Below are 24,832 nucleotides of genomic sequence, written 5' to 3'. Positions count from 1 at the left end.
AAAGCCAGGACCATGGAGCGAAGACGGTATGATCCGGATAAAATCTCCAGGCCTGATCACACCCCCGCCGCCTCCGGCTTCACGATGGGCAAGGTGAAATAGAACGCGGCGCCTTCATTCACCTTGCCCTCCGCCCATACCCGTCCGCCGTGCCGCTCGACGATCCGCTTGACGATGGCAAGTCCGATGCCCGTGCCTTCGAATTCGTCAGCGGCATGCAGCCGCCGGAACACGCCGAAAAGCTTGTCGACATACTGCATATCGAAGCCGACGCCATTGTCCCGCACGCAATAGATAGTCTCGGCCTCGCCCGAAGTTCCGGAAACCTCGATCACGGCTTCGGTCCGTGGCCTGGTGTACTTGATGGCGTTGCCCAGCAGATTGCTCCACACCTGACGCATCGTCGGGCGGTCGCATTGGGCGGACGGCAACCGACCCAGGCTGAATCGGATGTTCCGGTCGGGAACCGTCGCAGCAAGTTCGGCATAGACGTCTCGTGCCAAGTCCGACATGTCCACTGCCTCTCGCTTCATCTCGGTCCGCGAGGTTCGGGAAAACGCGAGCAGATCATCGATCAGGCGGCCCATGCGGGCGGTGCCTTGCTGGAGCTGGCCGAGATAGCGCTGACCTTCGCTGTCGAGCGCACTCTTGTAGTCCTCGAGCAGTATCGAGGAATAGCCGCTGATGGCCCGCAACGGCGCGCGGAGGTCATGAGACACTGTATAGTTGAAGGATTCGAGCTCCTGGTTGGCCTGTTGGAGCGCGGCGGTGCGCTGGGCCACGCGGTCTTCCAGCTCGGCCGTCAGCCGCAAGATCTTCTCCTCAGCAATTTTGCGCTCGGAGATATCCCGCACCAGGGCGAGGTTATAGCCGACCTTGTCGTATTCGAAGTAACTGGCGTTGACCTCGACGAGCACAATGTTGCCTTGCTTCGTCTTATGACGTCCCTCGAAGATCAGAAAATGCCGTTCTTTGAGATCGTGCCAGTGGCGAGGCCAACGCTCGGTGGGAAAGTCGGGGTCGACGTCCTGAACGCCGAGGCCCAGCAGCTCGTCCCGATCGTAGCCGAGGATACGGCAGGCTTCATCGTTGACATAGCGGAAATGCGCGTCCTGATCGATCAGGAAGGCTGCTTCGCGCACGTTGTTCACGGCGAAGTTCAGCAGGAATATCTGCTGCTCGGCAAGCTTGCGCGCGGTGATGTCGGTGTGCATGGCAAAAGCGCCCTTGAAACGGCGCTGATCGTCGAAGATCGGGGTCGCGGAAACCTGGGTCCATATCGTACGGCCGTCCTTGTGCCGGAAGCGCCGTTCGTAGTGTTCCGATATTCCCGGATGGCGCCTTTCCATCCTCAGCAGGTGATCGGGCGCGTCTTCCTCGAACATGAAGTCCGTCACCTCATGCCCGAGCAGTTCCCCGGCTGTGTAGCCGAGCATTTCGGTCATTCGGCCGTTGACGAACGTCGTCACATTGTCGGGCCCGAGAACCCAGATTCCTTCGGCGGCGGTGTTCACGATCAGGCTGTATCGTTCCTCGCTTTCCCGCAGCGCTTGGTAGGATCGAGCGTTTTCCAGCGAGATCGCGGCCTGCGCCGCCAGCACATCCAGCACTGCGACCCGCTCCGACGAGAAGGCGCCGGATGCCCGGGTGTTCTCGAGATACAGCACCCCGCTCAGTTTGCCTCGCGTCAGGAGGGGCAGGCAAAACACCGATTTCGCTGCTCCCCGGCGCACATGGACGTCTTCGGAGAACTCGCCGGGATGTGAGACGTCGTTCAGGATGACACTCTTCTGCGTGCGGATCACGGTGTTGACGATGGTCTCGGCACACCCGGCCTCCTTGATTGCGAGGTGCGTCAGCTCGCCCTCGATTCCCGAAGTTCCGGCTTTGGCTTCCACCGCGACCTCGAAGCCGCCGTCGCGTGGCAAAATGAGGAGGCCGCGGTCCGCCCCGGCATTTTCGAGCGCAATCCTCATCAGCGTTTCGATCAGCTTCGGCAGCTCGATGATTCCCGACACGGCCAGCGAGGCCTTCGTCACCGTCGCCACGTCGATCTGCGGAGCAGCCGTCTCGGGGCTGAAGAGGGTTCGCTGCGCGGCCAACTCCGGATACTGCCGGTCCAGTTGCTTGACCTTGCCGTCGGCGCCCCAGAGGACGTAGCAGGCACGCGCCATGCCGAGCTCGACGCGGCCGATGCTCGTCAGCCCGCGGCCGCGAAAAAAGCGGCCAGCCAGCTCATGAGCCAGCGCCTCGTTGTGCACGAAACCGCTGGCGCGGGAGGATTGGATCGCCTGTTCATAATGGCGCATGGCATCGAGCGGCCGGTCTTCAAGACGGGCGATCTCCGCGCGCACGAGAGCCGCGCGGTTCTCGAAATTCTCCGGGCAATGCTTTGCCCAGGTTTCGAGCTGCCTGAGGTGCGCGGCAAGGGCTTCGAGATGCTGCTGCCGCCGCGCCGGCTCCGCCCCGTCGCAGCATGCGGCATGGCAAAGAGCCGCATAGAAGTGATATTCTGCCTCATCCGTAAACGAGGCCGTCGTCCAGATCAGCTTTTTGGCTTTCTCCGACGCATCGGCGGCATCGGCGAGATCGCCTGCAAAGAAGCGCGCCGTCAGCTTCCGGATCCAATACCGGCATGCCGGCAGCGCCAAATCCGGCTTGTCGGAAAAATGCTGCTCGAACGCGCGCTCGTCAAATTGCTCATCGTCGAAAGAACCGAATGTCCGCGTCAGTCCGCGAAGCGTTCGAACGAGCGCAATCTGGCCGGTAACGGTATCGGCGACGAACGCAAACCGGACCTTCTGGGCAAACGCCAAGCTGAACGCGGCCTCGCGCTGCACCTCGGCAAGCGGATCTCCAGCCATCAGGAGGTTGGCGATCAGATTGTCGCGGCTGTATGCGGCAAAGGTGAGATCGCCGATCTTGTTCGCGATTTCGAACGTCAGGTGTAGGAATTTCCGACCAGCCCGGACGTGTTGCGTCCACGGCATGACCATGTGCCCGAAGACCATGTAGACCAGCGGCTGAAAGCGTTTCAGCCCACGCCGTTCGACCAGTTCATAGCCGAGGCGTCCGAACTTGTACCCGGCCTCGTAATCGTCGAAATGCGGTCCGGCAATCATGCCAAGGGTCACGAAGGCAAAGCAGGAGCCGTCGCAAACTCCCCGCTCGAGGCTCAAGGCGACCGCCCTGCATACCGTGAGGCAAAACAGATTTTCGTCGGTAAAGACTGCGGGCGGGCCGAGCTTGGTCAGAACATCCAGGGTGGCAAGCGATGCCGGATCGCGCATCAGGGGCTGATCGAGAAGCTCCTCGATCGTGCGGCCGCCGAGTGCGGCTTGAATCCGCCTGTATTCGCGCTGGGCGTCCTCCTTTGGCGGATGCGGTCGCCATTCGACGCCCGCTTGTCCGAGGTAGCCGAGGCCGACCTCGATGGCGCGGCCGCTCTGACCGAGGGTCGTGTACAAATCGATCTGCAGGCACGTGACGGCAGCCTGCTCGACCATGCTCGCCGTCCGGCCCGACAGTGCTGCCAGCCGCGCTTCCGTGGCGGCGAGGTCTCCGGTGAGGAACTCGCACTCCGCCCGGCCCATCTCCAATGTGAAGGCAAGCTCACGCTGACGCTCCCAGATATCGTCCGCCAGAAGCGCGGCGCCGGTGCTGAGGTAATTGAGCGCCGCTGCGTAAGCCGTGGAAGCCTTGGCGCGCTTGCCGGCGACGAGATTGAGCCGCGCCAGTTCCTCGCGTTCGTCCCGCGAGACGATCAGGGCCGCGCCGCGGTTGAGCTGGCTGACGATCTCGAAGACTGCCTCCTCCCGCTTCTCCGCAGGCGTGTGCGCCAGGAGGAGCCTTCCGATCTTGAGATGAGCCTCGGCGCGCTGCGTCTCCGGGATCAGCGCGTAGGCGGCCTCGTGAATGCGGTCGTGGATGAACCTGTACGCGCCGTCGAGCCTCTGGACGAGTTCGAAGCGGAGTGCCTCCTGCAGATCGGCATGCACCTGCTCCGCCGGAATTTCCAGAACCTGTGAAAGTGTCGAGGTTTCCGCAACGGTTCCGAGGCAGGCGAGTTGCTGCAGGGCGTTTCGGGTTCTGGCAGCCAGGCGAGTGAGCCTCCCGGCCATGAGGTCCGCCACATTGTCGGTGTAGCCCTTGGCGTGGATACGGTTCAGATCCCAGGACCACCGGCCCTCGCCGTGATCGAAGGCAACCAATCCCTCCTGGACAAGCGCGGACAAGAACTGAGTGACGAAAAACGGATTGCCCGCCGTTTTCGCCTGCACGAGTTGCGCGAGTGGCTCTGCACGATCGGGCTCGCAATGCAGGGTATCGGCGACCAGGTGCGTCAAATCGACGAGGCCGAGAGGCGCAAGTTTGATCTCCTGCACCGGCGCGTTCATTTTGCGGATTGTGTCGAGCTTGCGCATAAGCGGGTGGGTTGAGCTTACTTCATTGTCGCGGTAGGCGCCGATCAGGAGCAGATGCCGCACATCCCGCTGGGTTAGAATGTCCTCGATGACATCAAGCGTCGCCGCATCGAGCCATTGCAGATCGTCGATGAAGAGCGCCAGCGGATGCTCGGGGCGCGCAAAAACACCTATGAAGCGGCGGAACACCAGCTGAAAGCGCGCCTTGGCCTGCTGCGGATCGAGCTCGGGAACGGGAGGCTGTTCTCCGATGATGAGCTTCAGGTCCGGAAAGAGGTCGGCGATGAGCTTTCCGTTCGGGCCCAACGCCTCCTGGAGGGAATGCCGCCAGCCCTCGAGTTCGGCTTCGCCTTTGCCCAGAAGCGGGCGGATGAGCTTCTCGAAAGCTTCCGCCAAGGTGGCATAGGGAATGCCGCGCTTGTACTGGTCGAACTTGCCTGAGGCGAAGAGGGCGCGTGGCGGTACGAGCGCTCTGTGGAGTTCGTTCACCAGGGCGGATTTGCCGACGCCGGGATCGCCGGAGACGAGCACAAGCTCCGGCTCGCCGCCGGCCGCGACGCGGTCGAAAGCGGCAAGCAGCGTTTCGACTTCCTGCTCGCGCCCATATAGCTTCTCAGGGATCAGAAAACGATCGGGAAGGTCGCAGCAGCCGAGCGGAAACGGTGCGACATTCTCGTGTTCTCGCCATTCGGCAGCGCACCGCTCCAGGTCGGCCTTGAGCCCCTCGGCGGTCTGGTACCGGTCCTCGGCGTCTTTCGCCAGCAGCTTCATGACGATATCCGACAGCGGCGCCGGAATCTCGGTCCTATGCCTGCTTGGCGGCGGAGGTTGGAGCGCGATGTGGCAATGGACCCATTCCATGGGGTCGGACGCGGTGAACGGCAACCGCCCGGTGAGCATCCGGTAAAACGTGACGCCCAGCGCATAAAGGTCGCTGCGGGAGTCGATGGACCGGTTCATGCGGCCCGTTTGCTCGGGCGCCATGTAGGCGAGCGTTCCGGCGATGGTCTCGGGCGGCTCGATAGCCTGGCGCTCGCGTGACAGCCTTGAGGCCAGGCCGAATCCTGTCAGCCTTGCTTGGACGGCGAGGTCGGGATCGCCGTCGGCGAGGAATATGTTTTCGGGCTTGATGTCCCTGTGTACCACACCCTGCCGGTGAAGCGCCGCCAACGCGTCACAGACGCCGGCCGCGATCCTGAAAAACCGGTTCAGATTCAGAGGAGCCGTGATCTCGTCGGCAAGCGCATGGCAGGCGAAATCCGCGAGAACCAACGCCGCCGTGCCTGCCTGCCACTCGATCCGCAAAGGCTTCACCGCGAAGATCGGGTTCAGCTCGCGTGCCGTTTGGTATTCGTGCTCCAGTTGAGCAATCGCCGCGGCCGGAGGGGGTGAGGAATTGGGCGTCTTCAGCAGGACCTGCTCATGGTCCGGCGAGCGCGCCCGGTATATCGTGAAATATCCTTCCTCGCCGATGACGGAAACGAGCGTATATCCAGCAACGATGATTTCGCCTCGCTCCATCGGTAAATCCTGTCGATCCACGATCCGCGCCGCAAGTGCGGTGGATCTGACGCTCGTTTCAGTATTGCAGCGAGTTCTTCAAACGCGCGTCAGATCCAAAACCGCGCCAGAATCATAATGATGCTGGCGTCCTTTTGTTTCCGGCGTTCGTATGAGTCGCCTGCTGCAATGGGACACGAACGTTGGAAACGGGACACTAGTGTCCTGTCTCCGAATTACCGCTACGATTGCCTCGCACTCGCACGGTCATTCGGAGACATAGGGACACTAGCAAAATCAAAGTGCTAGTGTGGCTTATGTCTCGCAATTGCCTACGAGAGGGTTGCCGCGAAGGGCATACGCCACACTAGGTAGTAACAATAATCTAACACCACTGACCATCCGTTGAGGATGCAAACTCGAAGAACACCTGCGTGCCGGCCTCCTGGCGCATCGGCGACAAGATCGGCACGGGCAATGCGGTACCGCCAACGCGATTGCGATCGTCGGGCCGTCGCAGCGCGCCCCGGTCGTCGTGCCGGTCTATCTGACGGCGGCCAGCGTCGACCTCGACGGCCAGAATGGCGTGATCGCCCCGGTCGGACGTGCCGCGGCCGCGCTGATCGGCGCTTGGAAGATCAGGTCAAGCCAGCCTGGCGATCGCCGCCTTGAGCGAGGCGGCGGCGGCGTCATAGCCCTGCCAGGCCCGGCTCGCCGCGATCAGCTTCGGTGCCGTGCGCACGGTATAGCGTCGCGGCTCGAGCCCCGGCTTCACCTGCGCCCAGCTCAGCGGCATCGATACGGTGGCGCCCGGCCGCGCCCGCGGCGACAGCGGCGCCACTGCGGTCGCCATCGTGTCGTTGCGCAGATAATCGAGGAAGATCTTTCCCTTGCGCAGCCGCTTGGCCATGTTGAGGAGATAGCGGTCGGGTTGGTCGGTCGCCATCTGGCGGCACACCTCCTGGGCGAAGGCCTTGGCCTCGGGCCAGCGGACCGCGTCGCGGGCGCCGGTCTTGAGCGGCGTGACGACGTGCAGGCCCTTGCCGCCGGTGGTCTTGCAGAAGCTTTCCAGCCCCAGCGCCGCGAGCCGTCGCTTCATCTCCCTGGCGGCGGTGATGACCTCGTCGAAGGCGACGTCCGGCCCGGGATCGAGGTCGAACACCAGCCGGCCCGCGATGGCCGGATCGCCCGGGGCGCAATTCCAGGGATGCAACTCGACGCCGCTGGTCTGCGCCACCGCGATCAGCCCTTCGACCCGGTCGATCTGCAGATAGGGCTTGCGATCGCCGGAAACCCGCGTCGCGGTCAGGAACTCCGACATCCCGGCCATGGCGTGGCGCTGAAAGAAGGTTTCGCCGCCGATGCCGTCGGGCGCGCGCACCACCGAACAGGGACGCCCGGCGATATGCGGCAGCATCCAGTCGCCGATCGCGGCGTAATAGTCGGCGAGGTCGCGCTTGGTGACGGGCTCGCCGTCCAGCGCATCGGGCCACAGCGCCTTGTCCGGCCTGGAGATCGCAATGCCGAGCACGGCGGCGGCGCCGCGCGGCGAGGCGATGGTCGGCGCGCCCTGGCGCAGCGGGGCAGCACGCGGCGCTCCCGCCCAGCGGGATGCCGGCTGCTCGAGCGGCGGCGTTGTTGCCCGGACCGGCGCTTCGGCCACGACCTCCTCGGCCGGCTTGTCGGTGCGCAGGGCCTTGAAGGCGGCCTGACGCACCATGCCGTCGCTGGTCCAGCCGGCGAATTCGATCTCGGCGAGGAGTTCGGGCCGGAGCCAATGCACCTCCCGGCCGCCCTTGGGCGCGCCGTTGCCGCTGAACGGGCTGTTGTCGGCGGCGGCGGCCTTGAGCGCCGGCATCAGCCGCCTGACCGTGTCCCGGCCATAGCCGGTGCCGACGATGCCGGTGTAGACGAGGTCCTTGCCGTGATGCACGCCGACCATCAGCGAGCGAAACTTGCCGCCGGTGGTCTTCCAGCCGCCGATCACCACCTCGTGGCCGAGCCGGCACTTGGCCTTGACCCAGCTGCCGATGCGCCCGGAGCGATAGGGCGCGGCGAGCTGTTTTGAGACGATGCCCTCGAGCCCGCTCTGCCTTGCCGATTCCATCACGGTGAGGCCGTCGGCCTCGAAGTGCTCGACATAGCGGATGGTGCCCCGGCCGCTGCTGCCGAGCCTGCCGAGAAACGCCTTCAACCGCGCCTTGCGCGTGCCGAGGGGCTCATCGCGCAGATCGTCGCCGCCGGCGAACAGCAGGTCGAAGGCATAGAAGATCAGCTTGTCGTCGCGGCGGTCGGACAGCGCCGCCTGCAGCGCGGCAAAGTCGGGATGGCCGGCAGCATCGAGCGCCACCACCTCGCCGTCGATCAGGCAGTCCCCGAGCTTTGCGGCATGCGCCGCCAGCGCCGGAAACTTGCCGGTCCAGTCGAGGCCCTTGCGGGTCTTCAGCGCCGCGACGTGATCCTCGACCCGCAGCTGCATGCGGTAGCCGTCGAACTTGATTTCGTGAACCCAGCCCTCGGTCGACGGCGGCAGCTCGACCAGCCTGCACAGCTGCGGCGCGACGAAATCCGGCATCGTCGCGGCCCTGGCCTTGGTCTCGGTCTCGGTCTCGGCCTTGGTCTTGGTCTTGGTCTTGCCCGTGGCTTTCGTCGTGGTCGGCGCCGCCGGGCGCCTTTGGGCGGTGCGTTGCCCGGCGGCGAGGCTGGTACGCGAATCCCACACCGCATCGGCCGCCATCACCGCCTTGGCGAGCATGAAGGGCTTCGGCTTGCGGCCGCGGCCGGCGGCGATGTCGTCCATCGAGCGTCCGGAGGCCGCCGAGCGGTCCTGGTCGAGAATGTCGTTGTCGCCGCCCTCGCGGGCGTAGGCGTCGCGATGCTTGATCAGCAGCCAGTTGGTGCGCTTGCCGCCGGCGCGGTCGTTCTTCATGCGCACCAGCACCCATTCGCCGTGAAGCTTTTCGCCGTCGAGGGCGAATTTCAGGTCGCCCTTGGCGAGGCCCTTCTCGGCGGCCTCGGCCAGCCAATAGCCGCGGTCCCAGATCATCACGGTGCCGCCGCCGTACTGGCCCTTGGGAATGGTGCCTTCGAAATCGCCATAGTCGAGCGGATGGTCCTCGACCTCGACGGCGAGCCGCCTGTCATAAGGGTCGAGCGAGGGCCCCTTGGTCACCGCCCAGGATTTGAAGACGCCGTCGAGTTCGAGGCGCAGGTCGTAGTGCAGGCGGGTGGCGTCGTGCTTCTGGATGACGTAGCGCAATTGCGGGGCACCGGCGATGGCGAGCTCGCCGCTCGGCTCGGCGGTCTTGCTGAAATCGCGCTTCGCGCGGTAGGCGCCGAGCTCGCCGGCGCCGCGCTTGCGGCTGCCGGCCGCTTTCTTCGCCGCTTTTCGGGGAGATTTTTTGGCCGATCGCCGGGCCACCGCGGGGCGTCCTTTTCCTCAGGGCCGCCGGGCCATGGCGGCGTCCGATCCAGCGAGAACCCGGCAGCCCGCCGGCGGTTCCGGCAGCGCGGCGCCGAGGCTCCTGATCTAGTGTCCTGTCTCCGAATTACCGCTTCATTTGCCTCACCCTCGCACGGTCATTCGGAGACATCAGGACACTAAGGCCTGTCCTCAATTGAGCCAGATGATAACCGCCGCGAGGTTGATTGCGGCGAGGAAATTTCTGGCGGTTTTGTCGTAGCGGGTAGCGATGGCGCGGTATTGCTTGAGCTTGCAGAAGAAATTCTCGATGAGATGGCGTGCCTTATAGGCGTGCTTGTCGAAATCGCGCTGGAGCTGCCGGTGGCGCCTGGGCGGGATCACGACCGACTTTCCCCGTGCCAGCAACGGGGCAATCACCCGTTCGTCGGCGTCGAAGGCCTTGTCTGCCAATAAGGCGTCGGCCGCCATGTCGGGCAGCAGTGCATCGGCGCCCTCCAGATCATGGGCTTGGCCGGGCGTCAGGATGAAGTCCAGCGGATTGCCCAGGGCATCGACAAGCGCATGGATCTTGGTGCTCAGCCCGCCTTTGCTGCGCCCGATAGCTTGGTTTTCGCCGTCTTTTTTTGTGCGCCGGCACTGTGCTGATGCGCCCGCACGATCGTGCTGTCGATCATCGCGTACTCATTGTCGGCATCGCTCGCCAGCATCTTAAACAGCTTCTTCCACACCCCGCTCTTCGTCCAGCGCGAAAAACGCGTATGTATCTTGATCGGATCGCCGAAGCGTTCGGGCAAATCTCGCCAAGGGATCCCGGCTCGATAGCGGTAGATCACCGCTTCTACAAACAGCCGATTGTCTTTGGCCGTGACCCCTACATGCCCTTCACGTCCGGGCAAAATATCCTTGATCCTATCCCATTGATCGTCCCGAAGGGCGTAGCGGCGCATTTGGTCAGCTCCGAATCAGCTGACCGCCTATGAATCATGCGATAATCTGCTTGGGAATCCTCTAATTGAGGACAGGCTCTAGTATAGCTATGATTCTAGTGCGGTTTTGGATCTGACGCTCGTACGATGAGTTCGCTGCAATGCTGATACGAGCGTCAGATCCACCACACTAGTGTCCCGTCTCCGAATTACCGCTACGTTTGCCTCGCACTCGCACGGTCATTCGGAGACATAGGGACACTAGCAAAATCAAAGTGCTAGTGTGGCTTATGTCTCGCAATTGCCTACGAGAGGCTTGCCGCAAAGGCGGTAGGCAATTGCGAGACGCCACACTAGTCGAGATCGGTCTGCCTGCCGTGGCCGGCGGCGGATGGCGCGACGCTGCCCCTGACCGCAGGGCCGCCGTCATAAGGCTCGGCGCCGACCGGCCTCACCTTGACCTCGCCGAGCTTCGCCCGAACCTCGGCGGTCAATCCCGGATAGTTTGCCACCGGGGTGAATTCGGCGGTCTGGCTGTTGCCGACGCGAATGCCGGAATAGGCAACGAGCCCGTTGGACGTGGCGAGGATGTCGCCGGGCCGCAACGTGGTGTCGAGCGAGATATCGACCGGCGCCAGCCCGGCCGGGTCATGGCCGTTGCAGGTGCAATCGGGCTTGAGGGTCTTGCGGTAGAGAAAGGCGTTCTCGCTGTCGGCATAACGTGCGCCGCCGGCCGCGACCGCGCCGTCGATGGTGCTGCCGTAATAGACGGTCGTGGGGGAGGCGGGGCAGAAGGCCTGGCACATCTGCGCCGGCGTCGCGCCGCCGCGCGCCTGAATCTGGAAATAGCGGCCGTCGCAGCCGCGCACGCAGTAGCCGCTGCTGCGCCCGACCTCGGCGCGCGGCGTCGGGGCGGTCGCGGCCGGCGGCGTCTCGTTGCCGAAGATCGGCTGCGGGCCGCCGGAACCGAACAGGAAATCAAAGAAGCCGGCATGGGCGGCCGGCGTGCCGAGCAGCAGCGCCGACAGCACAATGGCGGCGCCGTGCGCCGCCGGGCGGCGCCGACGGCCGAAATCCCGAACCTCTCCTGTCGACGATCCCCGTTCCAAGGCCTGCGTTCCGCGCCGATTCGCGCCGGGGGCATCCCGGCGCCGCGACGCTAAGCCAACATGGTAAACGAGACGTCACCATGGCGGAATCGGCCCCTTAAGCTTCAGAAATAGCGCCACCACAGATAGACGTGGCAGATCGCGACCGACAGCAGCATCATCGGGAAGGCGTAGAGGCTGTAGGTCAGGAACCGGAAGGGCACGCCGTTGCGGTCGCCGAGGCCGGCGACCGTCAGATTGGCGGAGGCGCCGATCAGGGTGCCGTTGCCGCCGAGGCAGGCGCCGAGCGACAGGCTCCACCACAGCGGCTGGATGTGGTCGACGCCGCCGAAGGCCGGCGCCATGGTCTTGATCAGCGGGATCATGGTGGCGACGAACGGAATATTGTCGACGAAGGCCGACAGCACCGCCGATGCCCACAGGATCGCGTAGCCGGTGGTGGCGAGCCGGCCGCCGGTGACCGCCACCAGCTGGTTGGCGAACAGCGTCAACAGCCCGCCGATCTCGACGCCGTGGACGACGATGAACAGGCCGATGAAGAAGAAGATCGTGATCCATTCGACATCGCTGAAGGTCTGATGGATGTTGTGCGAGGCCTTCTCGGAATGATGCGCCCAGTTGTCGAGCAGCATCAGGGCCGCGGCGCCGACCATGGCGATGGTGGCCGGCTCGAGATGGAGCTGGTGGGCGAAGATGAAGCCGAGCATCACGGCGGCGATGATCACCACCGACTGCTTGAGCAGCTTGCGGTCCTCGATGGTGTCGGCCGCGACCATGGCCATCACCCGGGCCTCGGCATCGGCCTTGGCGCGCATGCCGCGTCCCCAGAGCAGATGAATGATCAGGGCCTGCACCGCCATGATCAGCAGGATGATCGGCGTCAGGTGCACGACGAAGTCGTTGAAGGTGAGCCCCGCCTGCGAGCCGATCAGGATGTTGGGCGGATCGCCGATCAGGGTCGCGGTGCCGCCGATGTTCGAGGCGAAGATCTCGGCGAACAGGAACGGGTAGGGCGCGACCTCGAGCTGGCGGGCGATCGCCAGGGTGATCGGCACGACCAGCAGGACAGTCGTGACGTTGTCGAGCAGCGCCGACAGCGCCGCCGTGGTGACCTGCAGCAGCAGGAGGATGCCGGCCGGATGGGCCCGCGCCAGCTGCGCCGCGCGCACGGCGAGATACTGGAACACGCCCGAGCGCCGCGAGATCGACACCAGAATCATCATGCCGGTGAGCAGCCCGAGGGTGTTCCAGTCGACGCCGCGCAGCGCCTCGGCCTGATCGAGCACGCCGACCACCACCATCAGCCCGGCGCCGAGCAGGGCGACGATGGCGCGGTTGACCTGTTCGGTCATGATCAGCGCGTAGGTGATCAGCAGGACGGCGGTCGAAATCCACATCGGATTGAGACCGAAATACACCTGCGTGGCCGTGTGCCCCATGCCCGTTCCCCCGGATCTGCTCGCCGATGTCCGCGATCGACGTGATTGCCGGCGCAAGCTCTCCAATCGAGGGGCCTAAGTCAAATGGCGATGGCGGACAGCAGGGCGAAGACCGGCAGCAGCACCGCGCCCGACCACAGCATGTAGCCGAAGAAGCCGGGCATTTCGATGCCGCGCTCGCTGGCGATGGCGTAGACCATGAAGTTCGGGGCGTTACCGATATAGGTCAGGGCGCCCATGTAGACTGCGCCCATCGAGATCGCGGCGAGGGTCGAGGCATAGGTGGTCATGAGCTGGCCGGCGTCGCCGCCGGCGAGGCCGAAGAACACGAGGTAGGTCGGGGCGTTGTCGAGGAAGCCCGACAGCGCGCCGGTCAGCCAGAAATAGACCACGTCGCGCGGTGCGCCGGAGGCCGAGGTCACCAGCGCCAGCAGGCCGGCGAAGGGCCCGCTGGCGCCGGCCCCGAGCATCGCCAGCACCGGCACGATGCAGATGAAGATCGCCGCGAACAGCACCGCGACCTCGCGGATCGGCTCGAAGCTGAACTCGTTGGCGGCGCGGTGCTCGTCGGGCGTCAGCCACAGCGACAGGCCGGCGAGCGCGAACAGCGAGACGTCGCGGGCGACGTTCTGCAGCGCCAGTTCGGTGCCGAAGACGTCGAACGAGACGCCGGGGTGCCAGAGCGCCGACACCAGGATGGCGGCGACGATCAGCGCGATCAGGGCGAGGTTGACGAGGCCGTGAACTTTCACGGCCAGCTTCGGCTCCGGCACCTTCGGATGCGGCTCGCGCAGCCACATCAGGAGGTCGAGCGCCGCGAACACCGCAAGCACCAGCCCGGCGACCAGCAAGGTGTGGGGCCAGAGCCGCTTGGCCGTCCAGAAGAAGTCGACGCCGTTGAGATAACCGATGAACAGCGGTGGATCGCCGAGCGGCGACAGGGCGCCGCCGATATTGCAGACGAGAAAGATGAAGAACACCACCACATGGGCATTGACCGGCCGGTTCTCGTTGGCGCGCAACAGCGGCCGGATCAGGATCATGGCCGCGCCGGTGGTGCCGACGACGCTGGCGATCGCGGTGCCGAAGGCCAGGATGATGCAATTGACGAGCGGCGTGCCGCGCAGGTTGCCGGTGACCAGGATGCCGCCGGCGACGACGTAAAGCGCGAAGATCAGGGCGATGAAGCTGAGATATTCGCCGAGCGCGGCGTGAAGCAGCGCCGCGACGGCCGGAACCGGGCCATGGATCAGCGCGATCGGCACCAGCACCGCCGCGCTCCAGGCCGTCGCCAGCTTGCCGTAGTGGCGGTGCCAGAGCTTGCGGAACAGCAGCGGCCCGGTCGCGATGGTCAGCAGAATGCCGACGAACGGCACCGCCCAGAACCAGCCGAGGTGGCGGCCGTCGAGGCCGTGATCGGCCGCGGCCCGCGCAGGCGTCGCCATCCCCCCGCAGCAGATTGCGGTCAGGAGAATGAAGAGCCGCGGCGGCATGGGGGGATCCTTGGCGTCGAGGGCCCTCAGCGGGCCAGGAATTCCGAGGCCTTGTAGAGCGAGCGGAAGGGAACCCCGGCGTCACGGAAGGTTTCGGTGGCGCCTTCCTCGCGGTCCACCATGGTGAACACCAGCGCCACCTCGCCGCCGGCTTCGCGCACCGCGTCCAGCGCCTTGACCGCCGAGCCGCCGGTCGTGGTGACGTCCTCGACGATGACGATGCGCTTGCCCTTGAGGCTCTCGCCCTTGGCGAGGCCCTCGATGGCAAGCCGGGCGCCGTGCTCCTTCGGCTTCTTGCGGACGAAGAACGCCGCGATCGGATGGCCCTTCATCCAGGACAGCTGGGCAATGGCGCCGGCGAGCGGCACCGCGCCCATTTCGAGGCCGCCGACATAGTCGAAATGATCGTCCTTCAGCGCCTCGTAGGTGAGATCCGCCAGCAGCGCGGCGCCTTCCGGATCGAGCATCGTCGGCTTCAGGTTGAAGTAGAAGTCGCTCTTGCGGCCCGAGGCCAGGGTGATTTCGCCGCGGCCGAAGGACCGGGTGGCGATGATGTCGGCGAGGCGGGCACGGGCGGCGGATTTGGACACGGGCAGACTCGCGATCTCTTCAAACAGGGCGGACGGCCGCAGTCTTAACGGCAGTGGCCGGCCAAGGCGAGTCCTGCGACCGCGCGGTCAACAGCCTCCACGCGGGGCCCGATCTACGGCAGTCCGACCCCGGTGAGCCCGATCAGGGCGCCGGCGGCCAGCACCCAGAGCGGATGCAGCCGCGTCGCGATCATCACCGCGGCGCTCGCCGCGGTGATCGCGGCAAGGATCCATTCGTGATCGGAGGCGGCGGTGATCAGCGCGGCGCTGGCGGCGACGAGGCCGATGGTCACCGGTATCAGCCCGGCCTGGACGATGCGGCGCCAGCGGTGATCCTTGAAGCGGTCCCAGACCTGCAGCACCAGGCCGGTCAACAGCGAGCAGGGGCCGAATTTGGCGATCGAGGCCACCACCACGCCCGGCCATCCGGCGACATGCCAGCCGATCAGCGTCACCACCATCATGTTCGGACCCGGCGCGGCCTGGGCCAGGGCGAACATGGCGCTGAAATCGCGGGCGCTCATCCAGTGATGGACGTCGACGATCTGCCGCTGCATTTCCGGCAGGATGGTATTGCCGCCGCCGAAAGCCAGCAGCGAGAGCTGGGCGAAGATCAGCGCCAGTGCGACCAGCACGCTCACCGCAGCCTCCACGATGCAAGGAGGGCGCCGAGCGAGGCCATGACCACCATGGTCGGCAGCAGCGGCAGCCGCAGCACGGCGATCGCCACGAAGCACAAGCCGGCAACGGCGATTGCGCCGGCGTCGCGCCGGATCGGCCAGGCGATCCGTGCCGCCATGGCGACGAGGAGGCCGGCCGCGGCGGCGGCGAGGCCGGCGAACAGGTGGCGGACATGCGGATCGTCGCTGAAACGGTCGTACACCGCGCCGAGCACGATCAGGATGGCGGTCGGCGCCGCGATCAGCCCGAGCAGGGAAGCGAATGCCCCCGGCACGCCGCCGAACCGCAGCCCCACGGCGACGGAGAGATTGATGACGTTGCCGCCGGGCAGGAACTGACACAGGCCAAGCAGCTCGGTGAATTCCGCCGGGTCGAGCCAGCGCCGTTCTTCCACCAGCATGCGCCGGGCCAGCGGCAGCACGCCGCCGAAACCCATCATGCCGAGGCCGAGAAAGCCTTTGAACAGGGCGCCAGGGCCGGGGCGTTCGGCGATGGCGATGGTCGGGGATTCGGCGGTCATGCCCCCTGCTTAGGCCCGCCTCAGCCTGGTGTCTAATATATCGAAAATAGAAGATGCATATGTAATAGATATGGAATGATCGAGCTTCGTCACCTGCGCTATTTCCTCGCCGTCGCCGAGCAGGGCCACATCACCCGCGCCGCCGCCCGGCTCGGCATCCAGCAGCCGCCGCTCAGCCAGCAGATCCGCGCGCTCGAGGCCGAGGTCGGCGTGCCGCTGCTGACCCGGCATCCGCGCGGCGTCGACCTCACCGAGGCCGGCAAGGCCTTCCTGGCCGAGGCGCGGGCGGCGCTTGAGCAGGTCGAGCGGGCGGTGGAGGCGGCGCGGCGCAGCGCGCGGGGCGAGCAGGGGCGGCTCGCCATCGGCTATACCAGCTCGACCGCCTTTCATCCGCTGATCCCGGCGGTGGTGCGCGCCTTTCGCCAGGCCGCGCCGGCGGTCGCGCTCGAGCTGGAGGAGAGTTCGACCGGCGAACTCATCGAGGCGCTGCGCCGCGAACGGCTCGATGCCGCCTTCGTCCGCACCCCGGTCGGCGATACCGCCGGCCTCGTCATCGCGCCGCTGTTGCGCGAGAGAATGCTGGTGGTGCTGCCGGCCCAGCATCCGCTGGCGCAGCGGCCGGCCACGGCGCTGGCGCTCGCCGAACTCGCCGAGGAGACCTTCATTCTCTATCGCCGGCCGACCGGCCCCGGCCTCTACGACGCGATCATCGCCGCCTGCCATGCCGCGGGTTTTGCCCCGCACATCGGCCAGGAGGCGCCGCGGCTGTTGTCGACCTTGAGTCTCGTCTCCGCCGGGCTCGGGGTGTCGATCATCCCGCAGTCCATCAGCCGGCTCGACACCGAGGGACTGGCCTATCGCGCCCTGGCCGATGCGCCGCAGCTGCTCGCGCCGCTGCATCTCGCCTATCGCGCCGCAGCGGTGTCCGGCCCGGTCGCGCGCCTGCTGGAGCAGGTGCGGCAGATGGTGCGCGAGGGGACGCTCTGACGTCGCAGCGGCAGGTCAAAGAAAAAGCCCGGGATCGGTTGTCCGATTCCGGGCCTTGCTGCCTTGGCTCTGACCTTACGGCGTCGCGGGCGGCGTGCCGACCAGCGCGGTCTTCACCGCGGTGAATGTGGAGCTGAGCGAGGTGCCGAGGGTGTTCACGGCGGCGATGATGGCGAGGCTGATGCCGGCCGCGATCAGGCCGTATTCGATGGCGGTGGCGCCGGATTCGTCGGTGAGAAAGGTCTTGATGAGTTTCTTCATGGGGCTCGCCCGCTGGTTGCAATGCCGGCAATGTGTCCGAAAGAACCTAAAGTTGCGTGAAACGGCGTGGTGAATCTGCAGGGCGAAAATCGACTGAAGTCGACGGATCTGCGACAAAATGTCCACGTGATGCGACCATCGGTTGTGCGGCCGCGAATCTCTATCGCTGTGCCTGTCTGGCGCCGGCAACACCAGCGGCGGATTGGCGCAAGACGCCGGCCCTCGACCACGCGCCGTCGTCCTCCACGATCGGCGATCCGGCGTATTGGTTCGCCTGCTTGAAGCCGGCGATGACGGCCGAGGGAGTGGCCCGCCTCGCGTCGGTCAGATCTTTCGTCGTGGCCGGGCATGACCAAGTCGGCGAAACGTTTGCGCCTATTTGCGAGCGCCAAATCCACCGCGCCGAGACCTCGTTCCGCGGTCATCGCTTGGCCGCCTTGGACGGCGTTGACGGCTTGACCTGGCTGACCTGCGCCCATTCCTTGTCGGCGCGCGGCCCATTGGGATCGCCGGTCATGCCGACCAATTGGCCAGGGAGGACGTCGGCGGTCCGGTTCCAGGTCTCGGTGGCGCAGAGCAGCGAGAGCATGCAGCCCTTGATCTTCAGCCGGTCGGGAGCCTCGCGCCACAGCGAGATCTGGTACGATTTGCCGTTCTCGGCGTTATAGATCTCGCCGTCGAAACGCCCCACGGCGCGCGGCATCAGCCCCATGATGAGCTGGTGGCCGAGGATCGGACGCAAGCGCTTGGCGGGATCGGGATTGTAGTGGTCTTTGTAGGGCTCGCCCCTGGCGTCGACCGGATTCTTCATCCAGACGATATAGCCGCAGGCCTGATCGAGATTGGCGCCGCAGCGCTCGACGCGAATGCGCGCCCGGCCGTCTTCGGTCAGCCAGGTGCCGCTCGGATCGGCGGGTTCGACGGCGCCCGCCAACGGCGCGAAGCCGGCCAGCGAGGCCGCGACCGCGACGCGCAGCGTCAGTCGTCGAAGCGATAAGAGCGATAAGATCGGCTTCATGGCGTCACCTCAACTGCGCCATCAGCGCGTCGGCGCCCTTGTCGATGCCGGCCTCCGCCGCGGCGAGCGGGCCGACGCTCGCCTTGATGTTGTACGGGCTGGGAAACTGCTTGGAGACGAATGCGCCGAGCAGGCGGGCATTGGCCGCGTCGAAGATCTCGACGGTGTAGATGACGGAGCCGGTCATCGACCCCTCGCCGTCGCGCATGGTCTGCACGCCGTTGTAGACGGCGCCGCCGATGTCGAAGCGCGACAGGGTGCCGAGCACCGGCGTGTTGGCGACGGCGCCCGTCAGCGTCAGCCGCACGCGCAGGGTGTTCGGCCCTCGCTGGCTGACGAAGGCAAAGCGGCTGCGGAGCTTGTCCGCGAACTTCGCCTGCATGTAACTGGCGAGGGCGGCCTTGTCCTGTTCGGACATGTCGCCGAACTGCTGGTCGGCGCCGCGATAGATGACTACCGGCTCGAGGATGACCTTGTTGTAGGCGCGCCAGTCGACCTGGGTCGAATAGCGATAGGGCATCCGTCCGGAGCGGTCGGATGGGTTCGGCGCGAGATAGGACGACGAAGCGACTTCGGAATAGGCGACCGGCTGGACGCCGGTGCATCCGGCCATGGCCATGCACAGCACCAGGACCGCCAGGCGATCCGCGCGGGTGAGGATAAGCATTTACTGTTTCCTGTTTTCCGTCGAGCCCGCGCCCGTGACGCGGCTTGAAGACCTGGCGTCCATTATAAAACCGACTAGACGGTTTGCAAGTGGGTTGCGGCGGCATTGCGCCTTTGGTTGCAAGGGAATGCGAACGTTAGAACCGGGACACTAGCATCATTATGATTCTAGTGTGGTTTTGGATCTGACGCGCGTTCGAAGAACTCGCTGCAATACTGAAACGAGCGTCAGATCCACCACACTAGGACGGTCAGGTCATTGCGGGCGCCAGGTGGTGGCGCGCGGTCCATTGCGCGTCGTCGAGCAGGCGCTCGAACAGTTCGCCGCGTTCGTCGTCGGAGAGCGAGCATGGGCCGAACAAGGCGGCCAGCGCCAGTCCGCGGGCCGCGGCCCAGCGCAGCAATGCGAGTTCCGGATCGTCGGCTTCGGCCTTGATGTCCTCGACCTTCGCTGCATCGACGCGGCGGGAGCCGGCGAGCAGGCCGGGATCGTCGGCGAGCGCCGCGAGCAAGGCAAAGGCGACCGAATTCGGGCTGCGTCGACGCCGTGCGCGCCATGTAGCTGCGCGAGAACGCCTCGAAGTGGTCCGTCTGGTGATCGAGCAGAGCCCTCAGCACCGCATTTTTGGTTCGGAACTGATGCGTCACGCCGCCCTTGCTCATGCCGCTCTCGCGCGCGATGGCCTGGAGCGTCAGCCGGCCGGGGCCGTCGCGGGCCAGGATTGCGAGAGCCGCCCGCAGCGCGGCCTTGCGGGAACGTTCCGAGCGGTTGGCGTTGTTCATCAACTGCCTTGCTGCGCGAGGGGCGGGCCTGCGCGATTCTCGTTGAAGACGGGCCGGCCGCTTGTCGACACGGATGATTCGGCCGGTTGGTGGCGCTCGTCCGCCACGGATGAACCATCTCGTCATCCGCGCGCGCCTGTTGCCTCGCCCCGAGGTCGATTGCATGGCCCGGGCGGCGTATTAAACCGACCGTACGGTTTGTAAAGAGGCGATTCGCCTCAGGCTGGTTTTCTCGAAAGGGGCGCGACCGGCGCCAGCCCGCCGACAGCTTGCGGGCGATCGTGCGTGAGCCGCGATTGACGATCAGAGAAGGGCAGGCGGTCCGGAGACGATGGCGTCAGGGTCGCGGCGAGCGTCTCGCGACGGCGCGTAGCGAACCGCAATTGAATGTCGAGGGCTATCTCTGCTGCTCGAGCGTCTGCAAATTCGTTTGGCTTGGATAAAGGCGTAGCGCGGCGCGCAGGCCATTGCGTTCAAATCGCGCCTCATGCGGAAGGACGTCGACAAGCGTCCACTCGTCATAGGATTTTCCCACATCGAGCCACCGTCCACCGGCGCCATCGCTCGGTTTGCGCACATGTGCATGCCGGAGGTTGCCGGCCAGCACCACGCCATCGAGGATGAATTGCGGCTTCGCCGGCGGTGCGCTTGCGACGGGAGCCGGGGCCGGCGGCTTCGCCATCACGGGCGGCTCGAACGGCTTGCGGGATGGGAAGAAAATCGGACGCATCAGGATTGGGTCCTCCTGGACGCTCAGCGAACGTTTGACGGGCGCTGAGGGGGTAATGCCGGTAGCCATCCGGCTCGGCGCGGCCCCGGATTCGAACGAATCCCGAGATGCGCCGCGCTCCGACATGACCCATCCCAAACCGAGCAGCGCAGCATTGACGCAGACGAGCGCGGTCGCGATGGCTGCCTGCAGCGAGGGCCGTTCAGGGAACGCCGGCATTTTCCTTGACCAATCCATAGACATCGATCTGCGCTTCAATCGCGGGTTCTTGCGTGGTGGATGTGCTCAACGCGCCTGCCGACATGCGGAGCAGGGCGTTCTTGACAAAAAGAAGCTGCTCGTTCTCTTCGATGGCAGCCAGCGCCGCATGGACGGCGGAGACGGTTCCGGAGAGTTCAAGGTGCGCGCCGAGATATCGCAGGCCGGAATCATTGAACGGTTCAAGCGAGCGCACTGACTGAATGCGAACGCCGGCCAGACCTCCGATCTCTTTCAGGCGTGCTTGCAGACTGGCGCTGCGGGCGCCATCGCTTCCTCCCTCCAGAAATGTTGAATCGGGAATGACTTCGTTTGCCAGCGCGGCAAATTTTCGAACTTCCGGTTCCTTCGCTGCGGTCGTCGCGTAGCGATTGAGTGATGCTCGCGCCTGATCGAGCCGAAGCGATTGCCGGCCGAACAGTGCCGCCAGGGGCGAAACGACGATCAGATAGAGCGCGACAAGCATCGTGATCGTCGCAGCGAAGAATTTCCATCGCCGTCTGATCGCGCGCGGGATTTCAGGCATCATCACGTCCTAGTGTCCTGTCTCCGAATTACCGCTTCATTTGCCTCACCCTCGCACGGTAATTCGGAGACATAAAGGACACTAGCAAAATCAAAGCGCTAGTGTGGTGGATCTGACGCTCGTTTCAGTATTGCAGCGAGTTCTTCGAACGAGCGTCAGATCCAAAACCACACTAGAATCATAATGATGCTAGTGTCCCCTTGTTTCCAACGTTCGTATGAGCGTCTGCTGCAATGGGATACGAACGTTGGAAACAGGACACTAGTGTGGCTTATGTCTCGCAATTGCCTACGAGAGACTGGCCGCAAAGGCGGTAGGCAATTGCGAGACGCCACACTAGTTCCCCTTCACGTTCGCTGTATCTCGAATATGAAATATCAGGGAAAAGCGTTCACGCGCCTCGACGGGATCGGTCGTGATTGGCGCGTTCAGGCTGGCATTGGCGAACAATGTTGATTTGTCGAATATACCAACGAGGTTTGTCGCCGCGGCAGAGAGGCCGGCGATCGCCATTGCGTCATCCTGCAGCTTCCATTCCGTCAGCCAGCTGTTCTCGGGAAGAATCCTGCTGGTCTCTCGCCAGAGCTCGACCGTGGTTGACTTGGCCCGTTTCCGAGCCAGGGTCTGCTGGGAAGACTGCATCTTCGAAATCTGATCCTCAAGCGCCACCACTGCCAGCGCCTTGGCGCGAAATGAGATCGTTTGCGCATCCAGGTCCGCAATGGTGGCTTCACGTGTCCACCACACGACGCCGAGATCGGCGAGGCCGATAAGAATCGCCGTGACGACAAGCGCCTGAATCACCCGACCCATCCGCGAAGTCGTTGAAGCCCTTTCTGGATGCAGCAGGATTCGTCTGGTTAAGTCGGAGCCGGTCGGCGTCTTCGCGGCGACAAAGGAGAGTTCGTCGACCGGAAAACCCGTCCGGTGAGCTGCGGCCGAAACGAGATCGCGCCGAACGATCGTCTGTCGAACGAGCAGCGTTTCCGAATTGCTGCGTTCTTCGTCGATCGTCGTGGAAACGTGAACATCATCCAGTCGAAATGGCGTTCGCCGTTCCAGATCCTGCGGCGCGACGACGTCGAGGCGCGGCCGTGCGCGGGAGGGCATGTTGTAGGAACGGCAGAAGAAATCGGACTCCGGTAAGATCAGTCCGATCGTCAGTCCCGATCGCTTGAATCCGAGGTCGGCAAGGCGTTGATCGAGGGCCGGCATCGAGAATTGTGGCCAGTCGATATGGCCACTTTCCAACAGTTGCCCCCGCGCTCCCGCCACGTCGAATTGCACGCCCGTTCCTGTCGCGCTGATATGAAGCTCGGGACTGATGTGGCGCTGAAGGCGGTCGATCCAATTCTCCGGTAGGAGATCGTAAAACTCGCCAATCCACCATGTTGCAAAACGGCCGAACGACGACTGAGCGCGAAGCCTCAGTTCGCTGACGGAAAAGTCCTTGAAAAGAATGTCAGTCCACGAGTTCATGGCGATCGATGAAGCCTTCTGAACGAGCAAGAGGCGAGTTTTCGAGCCAGCGCGTTGTCTCGGTGTCCCGTCGGCTCCAACCTTCGTATAAGTGCTCGCTGCAAAGGGATCCGAACGTTAGACGCGAGCCAAATGCGATAGCCCTGCACTCAACAGGGGGGCACCCCATCGCTTCGTCCAGCGGCCGAGTCCAGTAGCGCCTGGAATCTCGACGCGCCGCTACGCCATTCCCTCATCACGTCGGGCGGATCACCAAGGGTCAGGTCAATGATCGCTTCACGCACAGCGCGGCCTCCGTCAGCCGTACGGACCTCCGCATGAACCAGAAAGCTGCGACCTGAACTCTGGACCCAAAAAAACGCTGGCACATCATGCGCCAGCGCTTCACGTCGACGGCTCGTAAGGTCTTCGTTCGCAACGACCGCGAACGGACTTCTGCCCCCGAGTGCTGCCAGCAACACCGGAGCGGCTTTCACCGGATCCACTCCCGGTTTATGGGAGTGCACCGTGACGTAGGGGATCAGGCGGCGCAGCAAATCTGTCCGCATTCCCTTGACTTGATCCAATTCGAAGACAGTGTCGAAAAGGGTCCTTTTGGGGCCGTAGGGCCTCCCATCGCGCTCATAATCATGGAGCAAGACGTCGTCGAGCACGGCATTGCCCGCCGGGTGAGTGAAGTCGGCAATCGCCTGGGCCAGGGCATCGGCCTCGGCAGCGTTCGCACCAAATCCCCGCAACAGCCGCGATAGCAACGCGAGCGGCGCCGCATTGAGGTCGACCTTCCCGCCCTCATCGTCGATGGCGAGCGCAGCCAATGCGCGCCCTGGCATTGCGCAGATCAGCGGCTGTCCGTCCCCTCTGATCTGCGGGCTCTCGGTCGATCCGCGCAACACGGCCTGCACGAGTTGGAGCCGAACACGATTGATGCCTGCCTCAGCCAGTGATTCGGCTCTGGCATTCTCGACGATATTGCCAGCGGCCTTGATCCGAAATCGCTCGGCGATGACGACCGCCGAGGCCATCAGCGAGATCAGCCCTATCCCCCACAGCACCAGGATCAGGGCGAAGCCGTGTTGCCCTCGGCCTCCGCGTAGAGGTCCTGTTGAAGCTGCCCGGCTCAGTTGGTGAAATCGCTCACACGATTGCCGGCAGCGTCATAGCTGTAGGCGCGTGAATTGGCAGGATAGATATCCTGAACAACGCGGCCGAGGCTGTCATACTTGTAGGTCGCGGTTCCTGGCGTATCGGCTTCGGCTTTATGCGGCGGGACAAGCATTGCAACGGAAGCCGCAATCGCAACCAGCAGTCCGCCAGCAATAAGCTGTGGCAATCTCATCATTGTCTTTTGCTCATCATTGTCTGTTGGCCTCGATCATCGAAATGAAAACCCGATTGCGTTGCCCTGAATATAGAACCCTCTTTGAAAGTGTCCTATGCATTGAGAGCGTCCGATGCAACGTCCTCGCATGACACGTGTCGATTGCGGCGAGAGACGTCAAAAGTACAACCGCCAAATATGTAACATAGCTTGCGAACGATTCCAACCGGGCACCGGACGGAATGCGCCGTGGTTGATGCCGCCATTGCAGACGGTCGTCAAACCGGCGTGCTTGTCAAGAAAGTCCGCGACTTCGGCCTCGATCGCCTGAGCCAACAAGATGTGTGCCGTATTGTGCAAGATTTCGGCCGGTTGATCGTCGACGTTGCCTGGCTGCATGAGCATGAGAATGCTATCTTTGGGCACGGCATATCGCGCCTTCGGTGTAGAAGTGGAGGCGTCAAGCTCCCCCCACGATATGCCGCCATTGCGAGTCCCGCCGTCGCCGACTTTTGGGCGATAGCTCTCTCCCCGTCGTGCAAAGCCTCTCGCCATCGACGAGGAGATGTACAAACGGCGGCATCTCATCGAGACGTGTTCGGCAAGCTCGAGGAGTTCAGACGCGTCGCCATGCGCGCCGGCGAGGCCGAGCACCATGATCGATCTGGCCGCGGCCGTAATAGCCTCCTGATAAATTCCG

General features: G+C 64.4%; 18 protein-coding genes and 3 pseudogenes. 1 reads left to right on the top strand and 20 read right to left on the bottom strand.

The window, feature by feature from the left end:
- Positions 1 to 56: 56 nt before the first annotated feature.
- The 9 genes and pseudogenes from DB459_RS06205 to DB459_RS06165 form a co-directional block, all read right to left on the bottom strand.
- Positions 57 to 5,945 carry a PAS domain S-box protein gene (locus DB459_RS06205; protein ID WP_253712036.1) on the bottom strand — a complete coding sequence of 1,963 codons (5,889 nt, stop codon included), beginning with the start codon at positions 5,943 to 5,945 and terminating at the stop codon, positions 57 to 59.
- Positions 5,946 to 6,567: 622 nt separating this feature from the next.
- On the bottom strand, positions 6,568 to 9,345 hold the full coding sequence (gene ligD / locus DB459_RS06200; RefSeq protein WP_253712035.1) for a DNA ligase D: 2,778 nt from the start codon (positions 9,343 to 9,345) through the stop codon (positions 6,568 to 6,570).
- 192 nt (positions 9,346 to 9,537) lie between these two features.
- Positions 9,538 to 10,295 (bottom strand): annotated as a pseudogene (locus DB459_RS06195) (IS5 family transposase).
- Between the two features lie 332 nt (positions 10,296 to 10,627).
- On the bottom strand, positions 10,628 to 11,383 hold the full coding sequence (locus tag DB459_RS06190; RefSeq protein ID WP_253712034.1) for a DUF2865 domain-containing protein: 756 nt from the start codon (positions 11,381 to 11,383) through the stop codon (positions 10,628 to 10,630).
- A 104-nt stretch (positions 11,384 to 11,487) separates the two neighbouring features.
- Positions 11,488 to 12,822 (bottom strand): SLC13 family permease, encoded by a 1,335-nt coding sequence (locus DB459_RS06185; RefSeq protein WP_253712033.1) that lies wholly within the window; start codon positions 12,820 to 12,822, stop codon positions 11,488 to 11,490.
- A gap of 80 nt (positions 12,823 to 12,902) precedes the next feature.
- On the bottom strand, positions 12,903 to 14,315 hold the full coding sequence (locus tag DB459_RS06180) for a sodium:proton antiporter (RefSeq protein WP_253712032.1): 1,413 nt from the start codon (positions 14,313 to 14,315) through the stop codon (positions 12,903 to 12,905).
- A 26-nt stretch (positions 14,316 to 14,341) separates the two neighbouring features.
- Positions 14,342 to 14,905: an orotate phosphoribosyltransferase gene (gene pyrE / locus DB459_RS06175; RefSeq protein ID WP_253712031.1), complete on the bottom strand. Its 564-nt coding sequence runs from the start codon at positions 14,903 to 14,905 to the stop codon at positions 14,342 to 14,344.
- Positions 14,906 to 15,018: 113 nt separating this feature from the next.
- Complete coding sequence (locus DB459_RS06170; RefSeq protein ID WP_253712030.1) at positions 15,019 to 15,546, bottom strand: chromate transporter; 528 nt, start codon at positions 15,544 to 15,546, stop codon at positions 15,019 to 15,021.
- Entirely contained in the window at positions 15,543 to 16,106 is a 564-nt protein-coding gene (locus tag DB459_RS06165; protein WP_253712029.1) for a chromate transporter, read from the bottom strand. Before DB459_RS06165 ends, DB459_RS06170 begins: the two co-directional genes overlap by 4 nt.
- A 75-nt stretch (positions 16,107 to 16,181) precedes the next feature.
- On the opposite strand from DB459_RS06165, the gene DB459_RS06160 reads away from it, so the two are divergent.
- Entirely contained in the window at positions 16,182 to 17,093 is a 912-nt protein-coding gene (locus DB459_RS06160; protein WP_253712028.1) for a LysR family transcriptional regulator, read from the top strand.
- Positions 17,094 to 17,168: 75 nt separating this feature from the next.
- Here DB459_RS06160 and DB459_RS06155 read toward each other — a convergent pair whose 3' ends face one another.
- The 11 genes and pseudogenes from DB459_RS06155 to DB459_RS06110 form a co-directional block, all read right to left on the bottom strand.
- Positions 17,169 to 17,354 carry a Flp family type IVb pilin gene (locus tag DB459_RS06155; protein ID WP_253712027.1) on the bottom strand — a complete coding sequence of 62 codons (186 nt, stop codon included), beginning with the start codon at positions 17,352 to 17,354 and terminating at the stop codon, positions 17,169 to 17,171.
- 421 nt (positions 17,355 to 17,775) lie between these two features.
- Positions 17,776 to 18,372, bottom strand: coding sequence for a DUF2147 domain-containing protein (locus DB459_RS06150; protein ID WP_253712026.1), 597 nt, complete (start codon positions 18,370 to 18,372; stop codon positions 17,776 to 17,778).
- 4 nt (positions 18,373 to 18,376) lie between these two features.
- On the bottom strand, positions 18,377 to 19,039 hold the full coding sequence (locus tag DB459_RS06145) for a DUF3313 domain-containing protein (RefSeq protein WP_253712025.1): 663 nt from the start codon (positions 19,037 to 19,039) through the stop codon (positions 18,377 to 18,379).
- Positions 19,040 to 19,289: 250 nt separating this feature from the next.
- Positions 19,290 to 19,550 (bottom strand): hypothetical protein, encoded by a 261-nt coding sequence (locus DB459_RS27530; RefSeq protein ID WP_371926878.1) that lies wholly within the window; start codon positions 19,548 to 19,550, stop codon positions 19,290 to 19,292.
- Positions 19,551 to 19,701: 151 nt separating this feature from the next.
- Positions 19,702 to 19,821 (bottom strand): annotated as a pseudogene (locus tag DB459_RS27525) (TetR/AcrR family transcriptional regulator); the annotation flags it as partial.
- A 397-nt stretch (positions 19,822 to 20,218) separates the two neighbouring features.
- Positions 20,219 to 20,770 carry a hypothetical protein gene (locus DB459_RS06135; RefSeq protein ID WP_253712024.1) on the bottom strand — a complete coding sequence of 184 codons (552 nt, stop codon included), beginning with the start codon at positions 20,768 to 20,770 and terminating at the stop codon, positions 20,219 to 20,221.
- Entirely contained in the window at positions 20,754 to 21,338 is a 585-nt protein-coding gene (gene gspM, locus DB459_RS06130) for a type II secretion system protein GspM (RefSeq protein ID WP_253713437.1), read from the bottom strand. Before gspM ends, DB459_RS06135 begins: the two co-directional genes overlap by 17 nt.
- A 333-nt stretch (positions 21,339 to 21,671) precedes the next feature.
- Positions 21,672 to 22,844 (bottom strand): PilN domain-containing protein, encoded by a 1,173-nt coding sequence (locus DB459_RS06125; protein WP_253712023.1) that lies wholly within the window; start codon positions 22,842 to 22,844, stop codon positions 21,672 to 21,674.
- A 119-nt stretch (positions 22,845 to 22,963) separates the two neighbouring features.
- Positions 22,964 to 23,836: a general secretion pathway protein GspK gene (locus tag DB459_RS06120; RefSeq protein WP_253712022.1), complete on the bottom strand. Its 873-nt coding sequence runs from the start codon at positions 23,834 to 23,836 to the stop codon at positions 22,964 to 22,966.
- Between the two features lie 95 nt (positions 23,837 to 23,931).
- A complete protein-coding gene (locus tag DB459_RS06115; RefSeq protein ID WP_253712021.1) occupies positions 23,932 to 24,153 on the bottom strand; it encodes an RHS repeat domain-containing protein in 222 nt (73 codons plus the stop codon).
- 252 nt (positions 24,154 to 24,405) lie between these two features.
- A pseudogene (locus DB459_RS06110) lies at positions 24,406 to 24,558 on the bottom strand (IS256 family transposase); the annotation flags it as partial.
- Positions 24,559 to 24,832: the final 274 nt, after the last annotated feature.

The sequence above is a fragment of the Bradyrhizobium sp. WD16 genome (assembly GCF_024181725.1).
In the GTDB taxonomy this organism is placed as follows: domain Bacteria; phylum Pseudomonadota; class Alphaproteobacteria; order Rhizobiales; family Xanthobacteraceae; genus Bradyrhizobium_A.
Note: the sequence above shows the minus strand (reverse complement) of the source record. Positions and strands in the feature narration are given on the sequence as shown.